Raw genomic sequence first — 16,410 nt, forward strand, 5'->3', positions numbered from 1 at the left:
CCGGACCGGCGAGCACCCCGGCCACCGGCGTCGGCTCAGCCGGCCGGCAGCAGCTCGCGGCCGCGTTCGCGCCACCAGTGGTCGAACGCGGCACTGCAGCCCTGCCGGCCGGCGTAGACGCGCACGACGGCGTCGTGGATCTCGCCGATCCGCGCCGCCACCGGCGTGCCCGGCCGGTAGCAGAGCCGCAGCTCCTGCCACAGGGGTGCGCCTTCGATGGCCCGCACGACGATGGTCGCCGGCAGGTCCTCGCGCGTCGCGAGCGCCGGCGCGACGGCCATGCCGGCCCGGACGAGGTCCTGCAGCGTCGCCAGGCACTGCGGCCGGTGCGGCTGGTCGAGCGCGACGCCGTGCCGGCGGCACACCCGCTGCAGGTAGGCCGACCACCGCGTGGTGCCCGGCGGATCGTCCGCCCACGGGTGCTCGGCGAGCCCGGCGAACGGCACGGTCCGGCTCCGCGCCAGGGGGTGGTCGTGCGCGAGGATCACGAACACCGGCTCCCGCGGGTGCACGACGACGCTCCCGACGCCGTCCGGCACGACCGCGTCCGGCAGCGGCGGGAGGTAGACCAGCGCCAGGTCGAGCGAGCCCGCGGCGACCCGCGCCAGCGCGACGGCCTCGTCCTGGTCCTCCTGCACGCTCACGCCGTGGCACCACGGCTGGTCCCGCAGCCACCGCGAGACGGCCAGGTGGAGGAAGCCGCAGTACCCGCCGACGCGCAACGGCCCGGCGGGCGCCCGCTGTTCGCCGATCCGTTCGGTCAGCGCGGAGACCCCGGCGAGCACGGTGCGCGCTTCGGCGACGACGTCCGCGCCCAGCGGCGTCGGCACGCAGCCGGTGGGGGAGCGGACGAACAGCAGGCCACCGACCGAGCGTTCGACCCGCCGCAGCAGCCCGGACAGCGCGGGCTGGGAAACCCGCAGCACCCGGGCGGCCCGGGTGAGACTGCGCGTATCGGCCACGGCCACGAGCGCGCGCAGGTGACGCAGTTCCAGCTCCACGGCCCCTCCGGTGGTCGGGGTGAGCTCACTTTAGTCCGCGTGATCACCCCGGGCACCCGACCTGAGTCGCTACTCCACGCCGTCACTCGACCTTGGTCACTCGACCGTGCGGGCCAGGATGCCGAGCGTTGCGCGCAACGCCGTCTCGGGGATGATCGGGAAAGTGATCTTGTCCCGGTACCGCTCCTCGATCTGGCTCCAGTCGTAGTACGACGTCACGAGCGTGCCGGTGCCGTCCGCCTCGAGCCGGTACCCGTAGAGGTGCCGGATCGGCGGCTGGATGGTGCCGGAGATCGTCCACTCCAACCGGCTGTCCTGCTCGTAGCGGGTGATGATCACCGTGACGTCGTACTTGCCCATCGGCACATCGTTGAGGGACTCGCGGTCCATGTGCACGACGAACTCGTCGCCCACCCCGCGGACCGGTTCGCCGTCCGCGGACTGCAGCATCCCGGAGCTGTCGATGGCGACGTGCCCCTGGGGGTCGGTCAGCAGGGCGAACACCTTCGCCGGCGGCGCCTCGACCTTGCGGGTCACTTCGAACCGTTCTGACGTCATGGCCCCGAGACTGCCACGGCTCTCGCGTGTACGCCGTCCGGGCGGTCACAGGTCCAGCACCAGGTCCGACCGCGGCCGGGCGCAGCACACCAGCGCCGTGCCCGGTGGTGGGTCCTCCAGCGGGTCGGGCTCGTAGCCGACCTCGCCCGACAGCACCGGCGTCACGCACGTCTGGCAGACGCCGGACCGGCAGGACCAGCGGGTCGGCACGTCACACGCCTCGGCGAACTCCAGGACGTTCGGGTAGTCCGCGCTCCACGGCACCGTCAGCCCGCTGCGGGCGAACGTGACCCGGGGGCCGGTGCCCGGCGGGGTGGCCGGTGGGTGAGGTGGCGCGTGGACGGCGTCGACGATCCCGGGGTTGATCGCCGGCAACGCGCCGAACAGTTCACTGTGGACCCGGCCGGGTGCCAGGCCGAGCCCGACGAGCGCGTCCCGCGTCGCCGCCATGAAACCTTCGGGACCGCAAACGTATGCGGTCGCGTCGACCGGCAGGTCCAAAGTGGACAAAGTGGCCCGGTCGAGCCGGCCCCGCCGGGCGCCCGCGGTGCCGGACGGCGGGGTTTCCGCCGTGTAGTAGACGTGTTCGCGGGCGTGGGGGAGCCCGGCGAGCAGTGTGTGCGCTTCGGCGGCGAAGGCGTGCTCGGCGGCCGAGCGGGTGGTGTGCAGCCAGCGGACGTCGCGAGTGCTGCCCGCCGCCGCCAGCGTGTGCAGCATCGCCAGGACCGGCGTGACGCCGATGCCGGCGGAGATCAGGAGCACCGGCGAGTCGTCTTCGGCCAAGACGAAGTCGCCGCGGGGCGCGGCGACCGGCAGGACCGCGCCGGCGGTCAGCCGGGTGTGCAGGAAGCCGCTCACCGCGCCGTGGTCCTCCCGCTTCACGCTGATGCGGTACTCGGTGTCCGAAGGCATCGCCGAGAGCGAGTAGCTGCGGACCGGCGCCGGGTCGCCGGCCCCGGGGACGCGCAGCGTGAGAAACTGGCCGGGCTCGGGCCGGGGCAGCGGCGCGCCGTCCGCGGCCGTCAGGTGGATCGACGTGACGGTGGTGCTCTCCGGCACGACGCGGGACACGCGCAGCTCGCGGAACCCGGTCCAGGCCACGGTTTCGGGCTTGCGTTCGTGTTCGTGGCCGGCGAGCAGGTCGCGGAACGACCCCTGCCAGCCGGGGCTGAGCGCCGGGATGTCGACGGCCTTGCGGAGATCGGCGGTGTCGCGCCCGGGCAGGTAGAGCAGCGCGTCGATGTCGGCGACGCTCATCTCGTGGCGCCCGGTCCGGGTGCGGACGATCTCGTCGCCCGCCCGGACCCGGCCTTCGCGGATCACCCGCAGGTAGAAGCCGGGCCGGTGGTGCGCGACCAGCAGCGCCGGGATCCGCGGCTCGCCGAGGCGCATCCCCACCCGGAAGCACGTGACGCGCGGCTGCGTCACCTCGAGCTCGGCCTCCCCGATCCGGTACCGGTCGCCGATGTGCACCTCGTCGTCGGGCAGGCCGTCGACGGTGAAGTTCTCGCCGAACTGGCCGTATTCGAGGTCGTCCCGGCCCAGCTCGTCACGCCAGAAGTCGTAGGACTGGCGCTGGTAGACGAGCACCGCGCGGTTCTCGCCGCCGTGGCCGCCCAGGTCACCCTGACCGTCACCGTCGATGTTGAGCCGGCGGACCATCGCCGGGCCGTCGACGGGGTACTTGAAGATTCCGGTGTGGACGGTCCGGCCCTGCCAGGGCACGTCCTTCGGTTTCCCGACGTTGAGGGACAGCAGTCTGGGCACGGTTTCACTCCGCGGGTTCGGCGCGCGAGCGCTGGTAGTGCCGCCGGGCCTTCATGCGGTTGCCGCAGACCGCCATCGAGCACCAGCGGGCGCTGTTGGGTTTGCTGTGGTCGATCAGGAACAGCCGGCACTCCGGGTTCGCGCACGGGCGCAGCCGGTTCCCGCCGGCCTTCGTGAGGTCGGCCCAGGCGAGCACGGCCCGGGACGCGGCGGAATGACCCGGCGCGGGATCGAGCTCCCACTGGATCTCGTCGTCCGCGAAGTGCGCCCGGTAGCTCAGGCCTTCGACGAACGGCGCGGCCGACGCCGCCGGGTCCTCGCCGCGCACGATCCGCTGCAGCACGGCACGCGCCTCGCGCAGCGCTTGCCACTCCGCTTCGGAGGCCGGCTGGCCGTGGGCGGCGAGCCAGCTGCGGCCGAGTGCCGCGTCGGCCAGGTCGTCCTCGGGTGCGCCGTTGCGCACGGGGGTGCTGTTCAACAGGTCGAGCAGCAGCTTTTCGAAGCCCATCGGTCTAACCTCCCAACTCGTAGTCGACAGGTTACACCCTCCTGTGGTTCCGTGTCTAACCAGTAAAGTTGATCTATGGGGTTAGCCGGAAAGGGGCAGGTCATGGGACTGTCGTGGCAGCAAGGACCGCTCTCGGAGCGGTCGGTCGGGCACTTCCTGGTGCCGCAGCCGCTGCCGGAGCGGCTGCTGTTCGCCGAGCCGCTGCGCCGCCGGATGCGCGTGCGCTTCGGCGGGCAGTGGGTGGCCGACAGCGAAGACGTCGTGCTCCTGCACGAGCCGAACCGCTACCCGGTGGCGTACTTCCCGCGCGCCGACGTCGCCGAGGGCGTGCTCGGCACCGAACCGCGCACGACGACCCACCGCGAGCTCGGCCCGGCCGCGTGGTTCACCGTGCGGGCGGGGGAGCAGGAGGCGCCGCGGGCGGCCTGGCAGTACACCGGCCTCCCGGACCACGCCGGCGTGCTGCGCGACCGCGTCGCCTTCGCCTGGCGGGCGATGGACGCCTTCTACGAGGAGGACGAGCGGATCCTCGGGCACGCGGCCGACCCGTACCACCGCGTCGACATCCGGCGGACGTCCCGGCACCTCGTGGTGCGCGACGGCGATCGCGTCGTCGCCGACACCCGTCGCCCGGTCGTGCTCTACGAGTCCGGCTTCGCGCCGCGCTGGTACGTGCCGCGCGAAGACGTCGACCAGGCGGCCCTGATCCCGGTCGAGGGCCAGACCTTCTGCCCCTACAAGGGTTTGGCCGGCTACTTCGACATCGGCTCCCGCAAGCGCGCCGCGTGGTCGTACCCCGCGGCGTGGCCCGAGGTGGCCCGGGTGTCCGGGTTCGTCTCCTTCGAACCGGACCTCGTCGACGTCCACCTCGACGACCGCAAGCTGGCCCTCGAACCGGGCCAGACCGTGTCCCCGCACGGCGTCGACCGCGGCCTCGATCCCGACGAGCTGCGGTCCCGCGCCGCGGCCGCACCCGCCGGAACGGAGTGACCATGTCCGCCACCCTGGAAGACCGCCGTGTGCTCGTCATCGGCCGCGGCAGCGGGATCGCCCGCGCCGTCACCCTGGCCCTCCGGGAGGCGGGCGCGACGGTCGTCGTCGCCGGCCGCGACCCGGACACCCTCGCCGCGGCGTACGACGACCCGGGCGTCACGGCCGAGCAAGCCGATCTCACCGACGAAGCCGGCGTCGCCGCGCTGGCCGAACGGCTCGGCCGGATCGACCACGTCGTGTCGACGGCTTCGGCCCGCGCTCGTGGCGCGGTCGGCGACCTCGACCACGACACCGTGCTGAAGTCGTTCGAGGTCAAGGTGCTCGGCCCGATCCTGCTGGCCAAGTACCTCGCGCCGCGGATGCCGGAGGACGGCTCGTTCGTCTTCTTCTCGGGCTCGTCCGCCCGCAAACCCGCCGCCGGCATGCTCGCGGTGGGCGCGACCAACGCGGCCGTCGACGTCGTGACGCGCGGCCTCGCGGTCGAGCTGGCGCCGATCCGCGTCACGGCGGTCTCGCCGGGCACGATCGACACCGGCGCCTACGACGGCCTCGGCGCGGACAAGAAAGCCGAGCTGTTCGCCACCCGCACGGCCACGAACCCCGCGCGGCGCATCGGCCGCCCCGGAGACATCGCCGACGCGGTCGTCTTCGCGCTCACGAACACCTTCCTGACCGGCGTCACGCTCGGCGTCGACGGCGGCGAACCCCTCGTCTGAAAGGAGCACTCATGTCCAGCCAGCCGCCGGATGGCGCCCGCGCCATGGACTACCGCATCGAGGTCGTCACCTTGCCCGTCGCCGACGTCGACCGGGCGATCCGGTTCTACGCCGGCCAGGCCGGCTTCGCCTTGGACGTCGACTACCGGCCGAACGACGGGTTCCGCGTCGTGCAGCTGACTCCGCCCGGCTCGGCGTGCTCGATCCAGCTCGGCACCGGCCTGACCGACGCGGCCCCCGGCTCGGCCCGCGCCGGTTATCTGGTGGTGGCCGACATCGAAGCCGCGCACCGCGAACTGGCCGGTCGCGGTGTCCCCGTCAGCGAGGTCCGGCACAAGAAATCCGTGGACTGGCAAGGGGATTTCGCGCCCGGAGCCGATCCGCGGCGGCGGGACTACGCGAGTCTCCTGGACTTCGCCGACCCGGACGGCAACACGTGGGTCGTCCAGGAACGCGGGTTCAGCGCGCCTTCCAGTAACCGCAGAACATGACGTCGTCCTTGGGGATCCCGGCCCGCACCCAGTGCCGGCGCAGGGCGACGGCCATGGCCGATTCCCCGACCACCCAGCCGTGCACCGGAACCGCCGGCACGGGCGTGTCCTGGGCGGCGGCCAGCACCACCTGTCCGGCGGCGGCGCCGCGGCCGCGTGCCAGCCAGGTGACCTCGACCCCGGGAGGTGCGTCGAGCGGCTGCTGATCCTCGGCGTCGGGGAGCTCGATCAGGGCGTGCCCGGTCGCGTCGCGGGGGAGTGCGGCGAGCACACCCGCGATCGCCGGCAGGCCGGTCTCGTCGGCGACGAGCAGGAAGTGCTCGCGGCCGGGTGCCGGGTTGAAGCCGATGCCCTCGTCGAGGATCGCGACGGCGTCGCCCCGCGCGCAGTGCTGCGCCCAGGTCGCGGCCGGGCCCGCGGTCCCGTCCGCGGCGGAGCCGTGCAGGACGAAGTCGACGTCGAGCTCCGGTCCGTCGGGGCCGTCGGGCCGGTACGCGCGGACGGAGTAGTTGCGCAGCACCGGCCGGCTCGTCTTGGCGATGGTCAGGAACCTGGCGTAGGCCAGCGCGTTGAGCTTGTTCGGCAGCCTGTCGAGGGACCCTTCGGCCATCGGGATGAACAGCCGGAACCACTGGTCGAACCCCATCGGCGTGAACGACTCGACGTCGTTCTGCCCGAGGGTGACCCGCGCGAAGTGCGGCGAAAGGCGTTCACGGCGAAGCACCCGCATGGTGAGCAGTTCGGCGGTCTCCGGCTTGATCCGGGTGGCCGTCAGGTTCTGCCGTGCCATCTCGACCTCCGGTTAGGTTAGGCTGCCCTTCGTTGAAGTCACCCTAGTACACCGACCGCAGCAGTTCCACGGTCTCCGCCTCGGAGGGGTGCCGCGGGGCGTTCTTGGTCACCGCGTCGGCCAGCGCGCCTTCGGCGATCGCCGGGATCAGGTCCGCCGTGACGCCGAGGTCGCGCAGCGGGCGCTTGATCCCGAGCGCGCCCGAGACTTCGCGGACCGCCGCGATCGACGCCGCCGCCCAGTCCGGTTCGGGCGTGACCCGCAGCGCGCGGCCCACCGCCTCGTACGCGGCTTGAGCGGACGGCGCGCTGAAGGTCATCACCTCCTCGAGCACCGCGGCCAGCGCGACGCCGTGGGGTGTGCCCGTGTGGGCGGTCAGCGCGTGGCCGAGGCCGTGGACCAAGCCGAGGCCCGACAGCGTCAGCGCGTGGCCCGCCAGGTGCGCCCCGAGCATCAGCTGTGAGCGCGCCTCCAGGTCACCGCCGTCGCGGTGGGCGACCGGCAGCCAGCGGCCGACCAAGGTGACCGCCTGGGCCGCGTAGGCCGCGGACACCGGGCTCGACCCGCGCGAGGCGAGCGATTCAACGCCGTGCACGAGCGCGTCCAGGCCGGTGGCCGCGGTGACCGCCGGCGGCAGGCCGACGGTCAGCTCCGGGTCGAGCACCGCGATCCGCGGCTTCACCGACGGATGTCCGATGTAGACCTTCCGGCGGGCGCACAGGTCCTCGGTGACGCCGAAGCCGTTGGTCTCGGCGCCGGTGCCCGACGTCGTCGGGACGGCGATCAGGGGCAATCCCTCCGCCGCGTCCCACAGCCGGTCCGCGTCCGCGGCCGCCGCGCCGGGGTTGCCGGCGAGCAGCGAGATGCCCTTGGCCGCGTCCAGCGCCGAGCCGCCGCCGAGCGCGACCACGGCGGCGTCGCCGAACTCGCGCAGGCGCGCGGCACCGCGGTCGAGCTCGGCGGTCGACGGGTTCGGGCCGACGTCCTCGTGGACGGCGTGTTCGAGCCCGGCCGCGGCCAGGATCTGCTCGACGCGCCCGACGATGCCGGTGGCCCGCAGGCCCCGGTCGGTGACCACGAACGCGCGGGTCCGCCCCAGGGTGTCGACGTAGGCGGGCAGGTCGGCGACCACACCCGGGCCGAACTCCGTCCGGCCGGTGGGTTCGATGCTCAGTCGCACGCTAATCCTCCGGGAGCGCGAGCCAGGTGGTTTTGAGGGCGGTGTAGGCGTCCAAGGCGTGCAGCGACTTGTCCCGGCCGGCGCCGGTCGCCTTGAAGCCGCCGAACGGGGTGATCACGTCGCTGGCGTCGAAGGTGTTGATCCACACCGTCCCGGCGCGCAGCTGCCGCGCGACGCGGTGGGCGGTGGTGACGTCCCGCGTCCAGACCGACGCGACCAGCCCGAAGTCGCTGTCGTTGGCCAGCCGGACGCCTTCGCCGACATCGCCGTCGTAGGTGAGCACCGACAGGACCGGTCCGAAGACTTCCTCGCGGGCGATGGTCATCCCGGGCCGCACACCGTCCACGATGGTCGGTTCGAGGTACGTCCCGCCGGTCTCGGTGAGCACCCGCTCACCGCCGTGGGTGATCGTCGCGCCGTCGGCCCGGGCGCCGTCGAGATAACCCAGGACGCGGTCCAGCTGGACGTCGTCGACGAGCGGGCCGAGCACGGTCGCCGGGTCGAGCGGGTCGCCGATCCGGAACGTCGAGTCCGTGACCGAGATGACCTCGGCGAGCAGTTCGTCCTTCAACGCGGCGGGCACGACCAGGCGCGAACCCGCGTTGCAGGTCTGCCCGGCGTTGTAGAAGATGCCCCACGCGACCGCCTGTGTCACTGCCGCCAAATCGGCGCCGGGCAGGACGAGCTGCGGTGACTTGCCGCCCGCCTCGACGGCGACCTGCTTGCCGTTGGACTCCCCGGCGTAGACCTGGAACAACCGCGCGACCTCGGCCGAGCCGGTGAACGCGATCTTGTCGACGTCCGGGTGCCGCCCCAGCGCTTGGCCGACGACCTCACCGCGGCCCGGGACGACGTTGAGCACGCCGTCGGGCAGCCCGGCCTCGGTCGCCAGCCGGGCCAGCAGCAGCGTCGCCAGCGACGTCTGCTCGGCGGGCTTGACGACGACGGAGTTGCCGGTGGCCAGCGCCGGGCCCAGCTTCCAGGACGTGATGAGCAGCGCGTAGTTCCACGGGACGACGACGCCGATCACGCCGAGCGGCTCCCGGGTGATCCACGCCAGCGCGTCGCCGGGGGTGGGCGCGACCTCGTCGTAGGTCTTGTCGATCGTCTCGGCGTACCAGGCGATCGTCTCGGCGGCCTTGGTGACGTCGACGCGCCGCGCCTCGCCGACCGGCTTGCCCATCTCGAGGGAGTCGAGCAGCGCCAGCTCGTTGGCGTTGTCCACGATGGACTCGGCCCAGCGCAGGAGCACACGTTTGCGCTCACGCGGCGCGAGGCCGCGCCACCGGCCGTCCTCGAACGACTCCCGCGCCACGCGGACCGCCCGGTCGACGTCTTCGGCGCTCCCGGCCGGGATCCGCGTCAGCTCCCGGCCGTTCCGCGGGGACGTGCTCGCGAACGTGGCGTCCGAAGTGGACTCGACGGGCCGGCCGCCGACGAACGGCCGGGTCTCGAAGGTCAGCTTGTCCGCCAGGGCCTGCCAGTCCTGGTGCGTCAGATCCGCCACCGGGCCACCGCCTCCTCGTCCAGTTCGACGCCGAGGCCCGGCCGCTGCGGGACCTCCAGGGTGCCGTCGGGGGTGATCATGAGCGGCTCCGCCAGCATGAAGTCGCGCCGCTGCGGCGTCCAGCCTGGCGGGTCCCACGGGAACTCGAAGAACGGCCCGCCGCCGACCCCGGCGGCGACGTGCAGGTTGGCCAGCACGCCGATGCCGTTGGTCCAGCTGTGCGGGGTGAAGGCCCGGTGCTTGAGCTGGGCCACTTCGGCGAGCGTGCGCGCCCGGTGCATGCCGACCGCGAGCACGACGTCCATCTGGTAGACGTCGAGGACGTCGTGTTCCAGGTACCGCAGCAGTTCGGGCACCGAGTGGTGCATCTCGCCGGCCGCGATCCGGACGCCGGGGTTCTCCGCGCGCAGCGTCCGGAAGCCGTCGACGTCCTCGTAGGGGAGTGGCTCCTCGACCCAGAAGACGTCCAGCTCGGCCAGCCGCCGAACGATCCCGCGGGTCTTGGCGAGGTCCGACGCGGCAGCCGTGTCCCCGGCCATCCGCCAGGACTGGTTGAGGTCGACCATGATCGCGAAGTCGGGCCCGAGTGCGTCGCGCACCGCGGTGACGGCGGCGATCCCGTCGGCGACGTGGTCCCGGTCGATGCGGATCTTCATGGCCCGGAACCCGGCTTCGCGCGCCCGCAGCGCCGTCTCGACGCGTTCGGCGGGCGGCTTCAATTCGGCCGACGACGCGTAGGCCGGGACCGCTTTGGCCGCGTTGCCGAACAGCGTCGAAACCGGGAGCCCGGCGACCTGGCCGATGATGTCCCAGAGCGCGGCCTCGAGCGGCCAGAAGCGGCCGCCGTGGAAGTTGGCCGTCTCGATGGCCTTCACGTGCCGCACGATGTCGAGCGGGTCTTCGCCGAGGAACAGGTCCTTGACGGCGTCGAACCCGGCCATCGTGTCGCCGGACCCGATGCCGGTGACGCCTTCGTCGGTGTGGACGCGCACGATCGTCGCGTCGAAGTGGTGCCGCGGCCGCGGGTCCCACGCCGCGCGCAGCGGCGGGTCGAGGTCGAGCCGCAGCCGGTCCAGGACGATGTCGGTGATCTTCATCGGTTTCGACGTTATGAGCCGCGGCGGGACGCGGCAAGGGACGGCGGCACATCGCAACGCGCGTTGCGCTCAGGCCAACTGTTAACGTCCGGAGATGACGCTCCCGGCCGACGCGGCCCGGCCTTCGGGCCACGGTCTGCGCCGTGACCTGGACCTGCTGGAGGCCCTGGCCTCGCCCGAAGCGCAGCGGGCCGGCGGGCTCGGCGTCGTCCGGCTGGCGCAGCTGACCGGCCGGGAGAAGAGCCAGGTCTCGCGGGCGCTGAAGGCCCTCGCGGAAGAGGGTGTCGTCGAGCGCGATCCGGACACCCTCGGCTACCGGCTGGGCTGGCGGCTGTTCTCCCTGGTCGCGCGCACTGTGGAGGATCGGCTGGTGCGCGCCGCCGAGCCGGTGATGCACGCGCTGTCGGCGGAGCTGGAGGAGACCAGCCACCTGTGCGTCCTGCGGGAGCAGGAGGTGCTGACGCTGCTCTCGGTGTCCGGGCACTCGTTCCGCGCCCACGACTGGGAGGGGCGCGGGGTGCCCGCGTACTGCACGTCGGCCGGGCGCGTGCTGCTGCTCGACGCGACCCCGGACGAGCTGTACGTACGCTTCCCCGCCTTCGACGCCGACGACCCGCGCTCGGAGGTCCGCACGCTGCCGCAGCTCTGGGCGAAGATCCAGGAGTGCCGCCGCGACGGTTACGCCCGCGTCCACGAGGAGTTCGAGGAGGGCCTGGCCGGAGTATCGGCCCCGGTCCGCGACTTCCGCGGCCGCGTGGTGGCGGCACTGAACATCTCCGCACCGGCGGCCAGGCTGGCGAACCGCCTGGAGCCGGTCGGCCGAAGCACAGCGGAAGCGGCGGCCCAGGTCTCGGAGCACCTGGGGTTCGCGGCGGCTGAGAGGCCGTTGCCGCGGAGGACTCGGCTCACCTGAGAAGCGCGAAACCCACGTCCACAGTGGACGCGGGTGGTCAGCTGTGCGAGGTCAGTCCTTCGCGGGCGGGTCCAGCTGCGCCAGGTGCTCGGTGATCTCCGTCAGCAGGCCCGTCGCCGCTTCGCCCAGGGCCGCCAGCTCGGCTAGCGTCGCGCGGGTGCCCGGCGCGGGCGGCGCGGGCGGCGTGTCGGTGGTGGCGGACATCAGATCTCCTGGATGACGTCGTGGTGGGCGCCGATGGCGTCGGCGAACGCGGTGTGGACCCGGAGGTACTCGTCGAGGGGGACCGAGGTGCCCGCCCACTCGTGCCAGCGGATGTGGGCCTGGGCGGCGCTCAGCCGCGCGGCCGCGGCCACGCTCGCCGGATCGCCGCCGGCGAGGATCGCGCGGTGCATGATCGGCGGTGTCGACCGCCGGGCCAGATCGGCCAGGGCCGCGAGCCGCGTGAGCTCGGCGGAGGGGTCGCCTCCGTCCGGCCGGCGCTGCTGCGGGGGGACCCGGCGGGCGTTTTCGCGGCCGCCGGTCAGGACGCTGGTCATGCGAACAACTCCTGGGAGAAGTGAACCAACCCGGACGCGGTCCGGTTACCCGGCCGGTGCCCCGGTAAACGCCGCCGCTCGTGATCTCCATCTCACCGGATCGGGGAATACGGTTGGATGTCCCGATGACCGTCAGTGACCTCAACGCCCACGCGCGGGACCTGATCGAGGCCAACCGCTACCTGACCCTGGGCACGACCGACCCGGACGGCGCGCCCTGGCTCACCCCGGTCTACTTCGCCCCGGCGGGCGACCGCGAGTTCGTCTGGGTCTCGGCGATCGACGCCCGCCACTCCCGCAACCTGGCCGAACGCCCGCGGGCGAGCGTGGTCGTCTTCGACTCGACGGTGGCGCCGTACCACGGCCGCGCGGTGTACGCGGCGGGCGAAGCGCGGGAACTCGCCGGCGACGACCTCGAACGCGCCCTGGCCGGTTACCCCCGGAGTGACGGCGCCGCGGCCGTGAGCCTCGACGACGTCACGGCGCCGTCGGCGTACCGGCTGTACGCGTTCACGGCGTCGGAGATGTGGGTGCTCTGCCCGCGCGAGCCCGGAACGCCTTGTCAACGGCATGGCCGGACCGACGATCACCGTGCCGAGCTGTAGCGGTCAAGACCCGGATGGGTGGCTCCGGCGGAGTCAATCTTGATTCATTCCAGATTATCGGGCAGACTCGCCGCCGTGCCCACGACTTCGGAGTTCGAGCGGATGCTGCGCGGGGTGTCCCTGCGCGTCACGCGTCCACGGCTGGCGGTGCTGACCGCGGTACACGGCCACCCGCACGCCGACACCGACTCGATCATCGGTGTCGTGCGCGGCGACCTCGGCGAAGTGTCCCACCAGGCCGTCTACGACGTCCTGCGGGCACTGACCGGCGCCGGGCTGCTCCGGCGCATCCAGCCCCCGGGTTCCGTGGCGCGCTACGAAGCCCGGGTCGGGGACAACCACCACCACGTCGTCTGCCGGTCCTGCGGGGCCATCGCCGACGTCGACTGCGCCGTCGGCAGTGCGCCCTGCCTGACCGCCTCCGAAGCCCACGGTTTCGTCATCGACGAGGCCGAGGTCGTCTACCGGGGCCTGTGCCCCGACTGTTCCAGTTCCTGAACACCGTTTCCCGGAAGGATTCCTGTGTCTGACAGCCCTGACGCCGTTGTTGGCGAGATGAACGAGGAGACCGCGGGCGGCTGCCCGGTCTCGGCCGGGCGTCGCAACCACCCGACCGAGGGCGCGGGAAACCGCGACTGGTGGCCGAACCAGCTCAACCTGAAGATCCTGCGCAAGCACCCCGCCGTCGCCAACCCCCTCGGTGAGGACTTCGACTACGCCGCCGCCTTCAAGACCGTCGACCTGGACGCGCTGGCCGCGGACGTCGACGCGGTGCTGACCACGTCGAAGGAGTGGTGGCCCGCGGACTTCGGGCACTACGGGCCGTTCATGATCCGCATGGCGTGGCACAGCGCCGGCACCTACCGCATCGACGACGGCCGCGGCGGAGCGGGCGCCGGCATGCAGCGCTTCGCGCCGCTGAACAGCTGGCCGGACAACGGGAACCTGGACAAGGCCCGCCGCCTGCTGTGGCCGGTCAAGAAGAAGTACGGCCAGAAGATCTCGTGGGCCGACCTGATGATCTTCACGGGCAACCGCGCCCTGGAGACCATGGGCTTCAAGACCTTCGGCTTCGCCGGCGGCCGCGCCGACGTGTGGGAGCCGGACGAGGACGTGTACTGGGGCCCGGAGCGCACCTGGCTGGGCGACGAGCGCTACACCGGTGACCGCGACCTGGAGAACCCGCTCGCCGCGGTCCAGATGGGCCTCATCTACGTCAACCCCGAAGGCCCGAACGGCAACCCGGACCCGCTGGCCTCGGCCCGCGACATCCGCGAGACGTTCGGCCGGATGGCGATGAACGACGAGGAGACCGTCGCCCTCATCGCCGGTGGCCACACCTTCGGCAAGACGCACGGCGCGGCCGACCCCGACGAGCACGTCGGCCCGGAGCCCGAGGGCGCCGGCATCGAGGAGCAGGGCCTCGGCTGGAACAACACCTTCGGTTCCGGCAAGGGCCGCGACGCCATCACCAGTGGCCTCGAGGTGACCTGGACCTCCACGCCGACGCAGTGGAGCAACCAGTTCTTCGACAACCTGTTCGGCTACGAGTGGGAGCTGTCGAAGAGCCCGGCCGGCGCCCACCAGTGGGTGGCGAAGGACGCCGAGGACACCATCCCCGGCCCGGAGGCCGGTGACCCGGCCCGCAAGCCGACGATGCTGACGACCGACCTGGCGCTGCGCGTCGACCCGGTCTACGCGCAGATCTCCAAGCGCTTCCACGAGAACCCGGACCAGTTCGCGGACGCGTTCGCCCGCGCCTGGTACAAGCTCACCCACCGCGACATGGGCCCGATCCAGCGCTACCTCGGCCCGCTGGTGCCGCAGGAAGCCCTGATCTGGCAGGACCGCGTCCCCGCCGTCGACCACGAGCTGGTCTCCGACGCCGACGTGGCCGACCTCAAGGCCAAGCTGCTCGACTCGGGCCTGACCGTCGCCCAGCTCGTCTCGACCGCGTGGGCGTCGGCTTCGACGTTCCGCGCCAGCGACAAGCGCGGCGGCGCGAACGGCGCCCGCATCCGCCTCGAGCCGCAGCGCGGCTGGGAGGTCAACGAGCCCGACCAGCTCGCGCAGGTCCTGCGCACGCTGGAGGGCGTCCAGGAGTCCTTCTCCGCCGGTGGCAAGAAGGTTTCGCTGGCCGACCTGATCGTGCTCGGTGGCGCGGCGGCCGTCGAGAAGGCCGCCAAGGACGCGGGCGTCGACATCACGGTGCCGTTCACCCCGGGCCGCACCGACGCGACGCAGGAGCAGACCGACGCGGAGTCCTTCGCGCCGCTCGAGCCGACGATCGACGGGTTCCGCAACTACCGCGGCAAGGGCCACCGCCTGCCGTCGGAGTTCCTGCTGATCGACCGCGCGAACCTGCTGAACCTGAGCGCGCCGGAACTGACCGTCCTCATCGGCGGCCTGCGCGTGCTGGGTGCGAACCACAAGCAGACGTCGCTGGGTGCGCTGACCTCGACGCCGGGTGCCCTGACGAACGACTTCTTCGCGAACCTCCTCGACATGGAGACCGAGTGGAAGTCGACGTCGGAGGACCAGGAGACCTTCGAGGGCCGCGACCGCGCCACCGGCGAGGTCAAGTGGACCGGCTCCCGCGCCGACCTGGTGTTCGGCTCCAACTCGGAGCTGCGCGCCCTGGCCGAGGTCTACGCGAGCGACGACGCCAAGGACAAGTTCGTCCGCGACTTCGTGGCCGTGTGGCACAAGGTCATGAACGCGGACCGGTACGACCTGGTCTGAGCTGACCTGTAGGCAGGCTCCGCGCCCGCGTCCGGCACTTTCACGTGAAAGTGCCGAACGCGGGCGCGAGTCGTTCCAGCTCCGCGACGTCCGCGAGGAAGTCGTCGGTTGTCGGGGGCATCAGCAGGACGTGGTCCGCGCCCGCCGTCAGGTGCTCTTGGGCCTTGGCCGCGATCGCGTCCGGGCCGCCGTGGGCGACCACCGCGTCCGCCAAGGCGTCGACGTCGGCGACGTCGAAACCCAAGCGTTCCATGGCTTTTCCGTACCACGGCAGGCCCAGGCTGGCAGCAACCTTCTCCCGCGCCGCCGCGCGAGCGAGGGAAGGGTCAGCCTCGGTGACTACCGTCAGGCCGACCACCAGCAGCTTGTCCGCGCCCAGCGTCTTGCGCGCTTCGGTCGTGTACGCCGGGGGGAGGTTCGCGGGGTAGGCGCCGTCGGCGAGTTCGCCCGCCAGCGCCAGCATCTTCGGGCCGTTCGCGCCGAGGATCCGCGGGTACGCCACGTCCGGCGCGGGCGGCCACGTCTCCGCCGTCATCCGCTCGAGGTAGTCGCGCAGGGTCTTCACCGGGCTGCCGTACTCGCGCCCGACCCCGGCGGCCTGCGGCGCGTGGCCGACGCCGATCCCGAGCACCAGCCGGCCCGGGTACGCGTCCGCCAGCTGGGCCGCGCCCGCGTGCAGCGTCTGCGGCTCGCGCGCCCAGATGTTCGCGATGCCGGTGCCGAACGTGAGCCGGTCCGTCGCGGCGAGCAGCACGGCCAGCTGCACCAGGGCGTCCTTGCCGCCGACGACCTCGTTGGTCCAGGCGGCGCGGTACCCGGCGCGCTCCAGCCATCGCGCGCCTTCGCGCTGGTCCGCAGCCGAGGGGCTGCTGGTGAACGAGATCGGCAGGTAGACGCCGAGCGGGCCGAGCGCGGCACGAGCCGTGGTGATGTCCATGCCTCCACCGTGGGCCACCACGCACCCCGCGTCCAATTGGCGTTTCGCATCGCGTGTCGCGATCTG

18 protein-coding genes are annotated in these 16,410 nt (G+C 72.5%); 7 read left to right on the forward strand and 11 right to left on the reverse strand.

What is annotated here, in order from left to right; genetic code table 11:
• Window positions 1-35 precede the first annotated feature (35 nt).
• The 4 genes from OG439_RS05065 to OG439_RS05080 form a co-directional block, all read right to left on the reverse strand.
• Window positions 36-1,001 (reverse strand): LysR family transcriptional regulator, encoded by a 966-nt coding sequence (locus tag OG439_RS05065; protein WP_326948166.1) that lies wholly within the window; start codon window positions 999-1,001, stop codon window positions 36-38.
• A gap of 96 nt (window positions 1,002-1,097) precedes the next feature.
• Window positions 1,098-1,559 carry an SRPBCC family protein gene (locus OG439_RS05070; protein ID WP_326948167.1) on the reverse strand — a complete coding sequence of 154 codons (462 nt, stop codon included), beginning with the start codon at window positions 1,557-1,559 and terminating at the stop codon, window positions 1,098-1,100.
• Between the two features lie 45 nt (window positions 1,560-1,604).
• Window positions 1,605-3,326 (reverse strand): MOSC and FAD-binding oxidoreductase domain-containing protein, encoded by a 1,722-nt coding sequence (locus tag OG439_RS05075; RefSeq protein WP_326948168.1) that lies wholly within the window; start codon window positions 3,324-3,326, stop codon window positions 1,605-1,607.
• A 4-nt stretch (window positions 3,327-3,330) separates the two neighbouring features.
• Complete coding sequence (locus OG439_RS05080) at window positions 3,331-3,834, reverse strand: CGNR zinc finger domain-containing protein (RefSeq protein ID WP_247049718.1); 504 nt, start codon at window positions 3,832-3,834, stop codon at window positions 3,331-3,333.
• A gap of 75 nt (window positions 3,835-3,909) precedes the next feature.
• Between OG439_RS05080 and OG439_RS05085 the strand changes: the two genes are divergently transcribed.
• Genes OG439_RS05085 through OG439_RS05095 form a run of 3 tightly spaced genes read left to right on the forward strand, consistent with a single transcriptional unit; the run spans window position 3,910 to window position 6,034 of the window.
• Window positions 3,910-4,824, forward strand: coding sequence for a DUF427 domain-containing protein (locus tag OG439_RS05085; protein WP_326948169.1), 915 nt, complete (start codon window positions 3,910-3,912; stop codon window positions 4,822-4,824).
• 2 nt (window positions 4,825-4,826) lie between these two features.
• Complete coding sequence (locus OG439_RS05090; RefSeq protein ID WP_326948170.1) at window positions 4,827-5,543, forward strand: SDR family oxidoreductase; 717 nt, start codon at window positions 4,827-4,829, stop codon at window positions 5,541-5,543.
• An 11-nt stretch (window positions 5,544-5,554) separates the two neighbouring features.
• The gene (locus OG439_RS05095; RefSeq protein ID WP_326948171.1) at window positions 5,555-6,034 is read left to right on the forward strand and encodes a VOC family protein; all 480 of its coding nucleotides are present in this window, start codon (window positions 5,555-5,557) and stop codon (window positions 6,032-6,034) included.
• Here OG439_RS05095 and OG439_RS05100 read toward each other — a convergent pair.
• The 4 genes from OG439_RS05100 to OG439_RS05115 are packed head-to-tail and all read right to left on the reverse strand — an operon-like array spanning window position 6,003 to window position 10,608.
• Window positions 6,003-6,824: a siderophore-interacting protein gene (locus OG439_RS05100; protein ID WP_326948172.1), complete on the reverse strand. Its 822-nt coding sequence runs from the start codon at window positions 6,822-6,824 to the stop codon at window positions 6,003-6,005. The two genes, OG439_RS05095 and OG439_RS05100, sit on opposite strands and share 32 nt — an antisense overlap.
• A 43-nt stretch (window positions 6,825-6,867) precedes the next feature.
• Window positions 6,868-8,004: an iron-containing alcohol dehydrogenase family protein gene (locus OG439_RS05105; RefSeq protein WP_326948173.1), complete on the reverse strand. Its 1,137-nt coding sequence runs from the start codon at window positions 8,002-8,004 to the stop codon at window positions 6,868-6,870.
• Between the two features lies 1 nt (window position 8,005).
• Window positions 8,006-9,511, reverse strand: a complete 1,506-nt coding sequence (locus tag OG439_RS05110; protein WP_326948174.1) for an aldehyde dehydrogenase — start codon at window positions 9,509-9,511, stop codon at window positions 8,006-8,008.
• Complete coding sequence (locus OG439_RS05115; RefSeq protein WP_326948175.1) at window positions 9,499-10,608, reverse strand: mandelate racemase/muconate lactonizing enzyme family protein; 1,110 nt, start codon at window positions 10,606-10,608, stop codon at window positions 9,499-9,501. Before OG439_RS05115 ends, OG439_RS05110 begins: the two co-directional genes overlap by 13 nt.
• Before the next feature lie 94 nt (window positions 10,609-10,702).
• Here OG439_RS05115 and OG439_RS05120 point away from each other — a divergent pair, with 94 nt between their 5' ends.
• Complete coding sequence (locus tag OG439_RS05120) at window positions 10,703-11,521, forward strand: IclR family transcriptional regulator (RefSeq protein WP_326948176.1); 819 nt, start codon at window positions 10,703-10,705, stop codon at window positions 11,519-11,521.
• A gap of 51 nt (window positions 11,522-11,572) precedes the next feature.
• Here the strand turns inward: OG439_RS05120 and OG439_RS05125 are convergent, their stop codons facing one another.
• Both OG439_RS05125 and OG439_RS05130 read right to left on the reverse strand, forming a co-directional pair.
• A complete protein-coding gene (locus tag OG439_RS05125; protein ID WP_326948177.1) occupies window positions 11,573-11,725 on the reverse strand; it encodes a hypothetical protein in 153 nt (50 codons plus the stop codon).
• The gene (locus tag OG439_RS05130; RefSeq protein WP_247049736.1) at window positions 11,725-12,060 is read right to left on the reverse strand and encodes a hypothetical protein; all 336 of its coding nucleotides are present in this window, start codon (window positions 12,058-12,060) and stop codon (window positions 11,725-11,727) included. The genes OG439_RS05125 and OG439_RS05130 overlap by 1 nt, the downstream gene beginning before the upstream one ends.
• Before the next feature lie 125 nt (window positions 12,061-12,185).
• On the opposite strand from OG439_RS05130, the gene OG439_RS05135 reads away from it, so the two are divergent.
• From OG439_RS05135 to katG, 3 genes are all read left to right on the forward strand, one after another.
• A complete protein-coding gene (locus tag OG439_RS05135) occupies window positions 12,186-12,665 on the forward strand; it encodes a pyridoxamine 5'-phosphate oxidase family protein (protein WP_326948178.1) in 480 nt (159 codons plus the stop codon).
• Between the two features lie 75 nt (window positions 12,666-12,740).
• Entirely contained in the window at window positions 12,741-13,163 is a 423-nt protein-coding gene (locus OG439_RS05140) for a Fur family transcriptional regulator (RefSeq protein ID WP_247049742.1), read from the forward strand.
• Window positions 13,164-13,220: 57 nt separating this feature from the next.
• A complete protein-coding gene (katG, locus tag OG439_RS05145) occupies window positions 13,221-15,407 on the forward strand; it encodes a catalase/peroxidase HPI (protein WP_442792283.1) in 2,187 nt (728 codons plus the stop codon).
• Between the two features lie 40 nt (window positions 15,408-15,447).
• On the opposite strand, the gene OG439_RS05150 is transcribed toward katG, so the two are convergent.
• Window positions 15,448-16,344: a TIGR03620 family F420-dependent LLM class oxidoreductase gene (locus tag OG439_RS05150; RefSeq protein ID WP_326948180.1), complete on the reverse strand. Its 897-nt coding sequence runs from the start codon at window positions 16,342-16,344 to the stop codon at window positions 15,448-15,450.
• Window positions 16,345-16,410 lie beyond the last annotated feature (66 nt).

Source organism: Amycolatopsis sp. NBC_01307, assembly GCF_035975215.1.
Taxonomy (GTDB): domain Bacteria; phylum Actinomycetota; class Actinomycetes; order Mycobacteriales; family Pseudonocardiaceae; genus Amycolatopsis.

Coding starts and splice junctions, on each gene's coding strand:
- OG439_RS05150 (WP_326948180.1), bottom strand. CDS start 16,344: ATGGACATCACCACGGCTCGTGCCGCGCTCGGCCCGCTCGGCGTCTAC.
- katG (WP_442792283.1), top strand. CDS start 13,221: ATGAACGAGGAGACCGCGGGCGGCTGCCCGGTCTCGGCCGGGCGTCGC.
- OG439_RS05080 (WP_247049718.1), bottom strand. CDS start 3,834: ATGGGCTTCGAAAAGCTGCTGCTCGACCTGTTGAACAGCACCCCCGTG.
- OG439_RS05130 (WP_247049736.1), bottom strand. CDS start 12,060: ATGACCAGCGTCCTGACCGGCGGCCGCGAAAACGCCCGCCGGGTCCCC.
- OG439_RS05135 (WP_326948178.1), top strand. CDS start 12,186: ATGACCGTCAGTGACCTCAACGCCCACGCGCGGGACCTGATCGAGGCC.
- OG439_RS05090 (WP_326948170.1), top strand. CDS start 4,827: ATGTCCGCCACCCTGGAAGACCGCCGTGTGCTCGTCATCGGCCGCGGC.
- OG439_RS05100 (WP_326948172.1), bottom strand. CDS start 6,824: ATGGCACGGCAGAACCTGACGGCCACCCGGATCAAGCCGGAGACCGCC.
- OG439_RS05125 (WP_326948177.1), bottom strand. CDS start 11,725: ATGTCCGCCACCACCGACACGCCGCCCGCGCCGCCCGCGCCGGGCACC.
- OG439_RS05095 (WP_326948171.1), top strand. CDS start 5,555: ATGTCCAGCCAGCCGCCGGATGGCGCCCGCGCCATGGACTACCGCATC.
- OG439_RS05120 (WP_326948176.1), top strand. CDS start 10,703: ATGACGCTCCCGGCCGACGCGGCCCGGCCTTCGGGCCACGGTCTGCGC.
- OG439_RS05115 (WP_326948175.1), bottom strand. CDS start 10,608: ATGAAGATCACCGACATCGTCCTGGACCGGCTGCGGCTCGACCTCGAC.
- OG439_RS05085 (WP_326948169.1), top strand. CDS start 3,910: ATGGGGTTAGCCGGAAAGGGGCAGGTCATGGGACTGTCGTGGCAGCAA.
- OG439_RS05070 (WP_326948167.1), bottom strand. CDS start 1,559: ATGACGTCAGAACGGTTCGAAGTGACCCGCAAGGTCGAGGCGCCGCCG.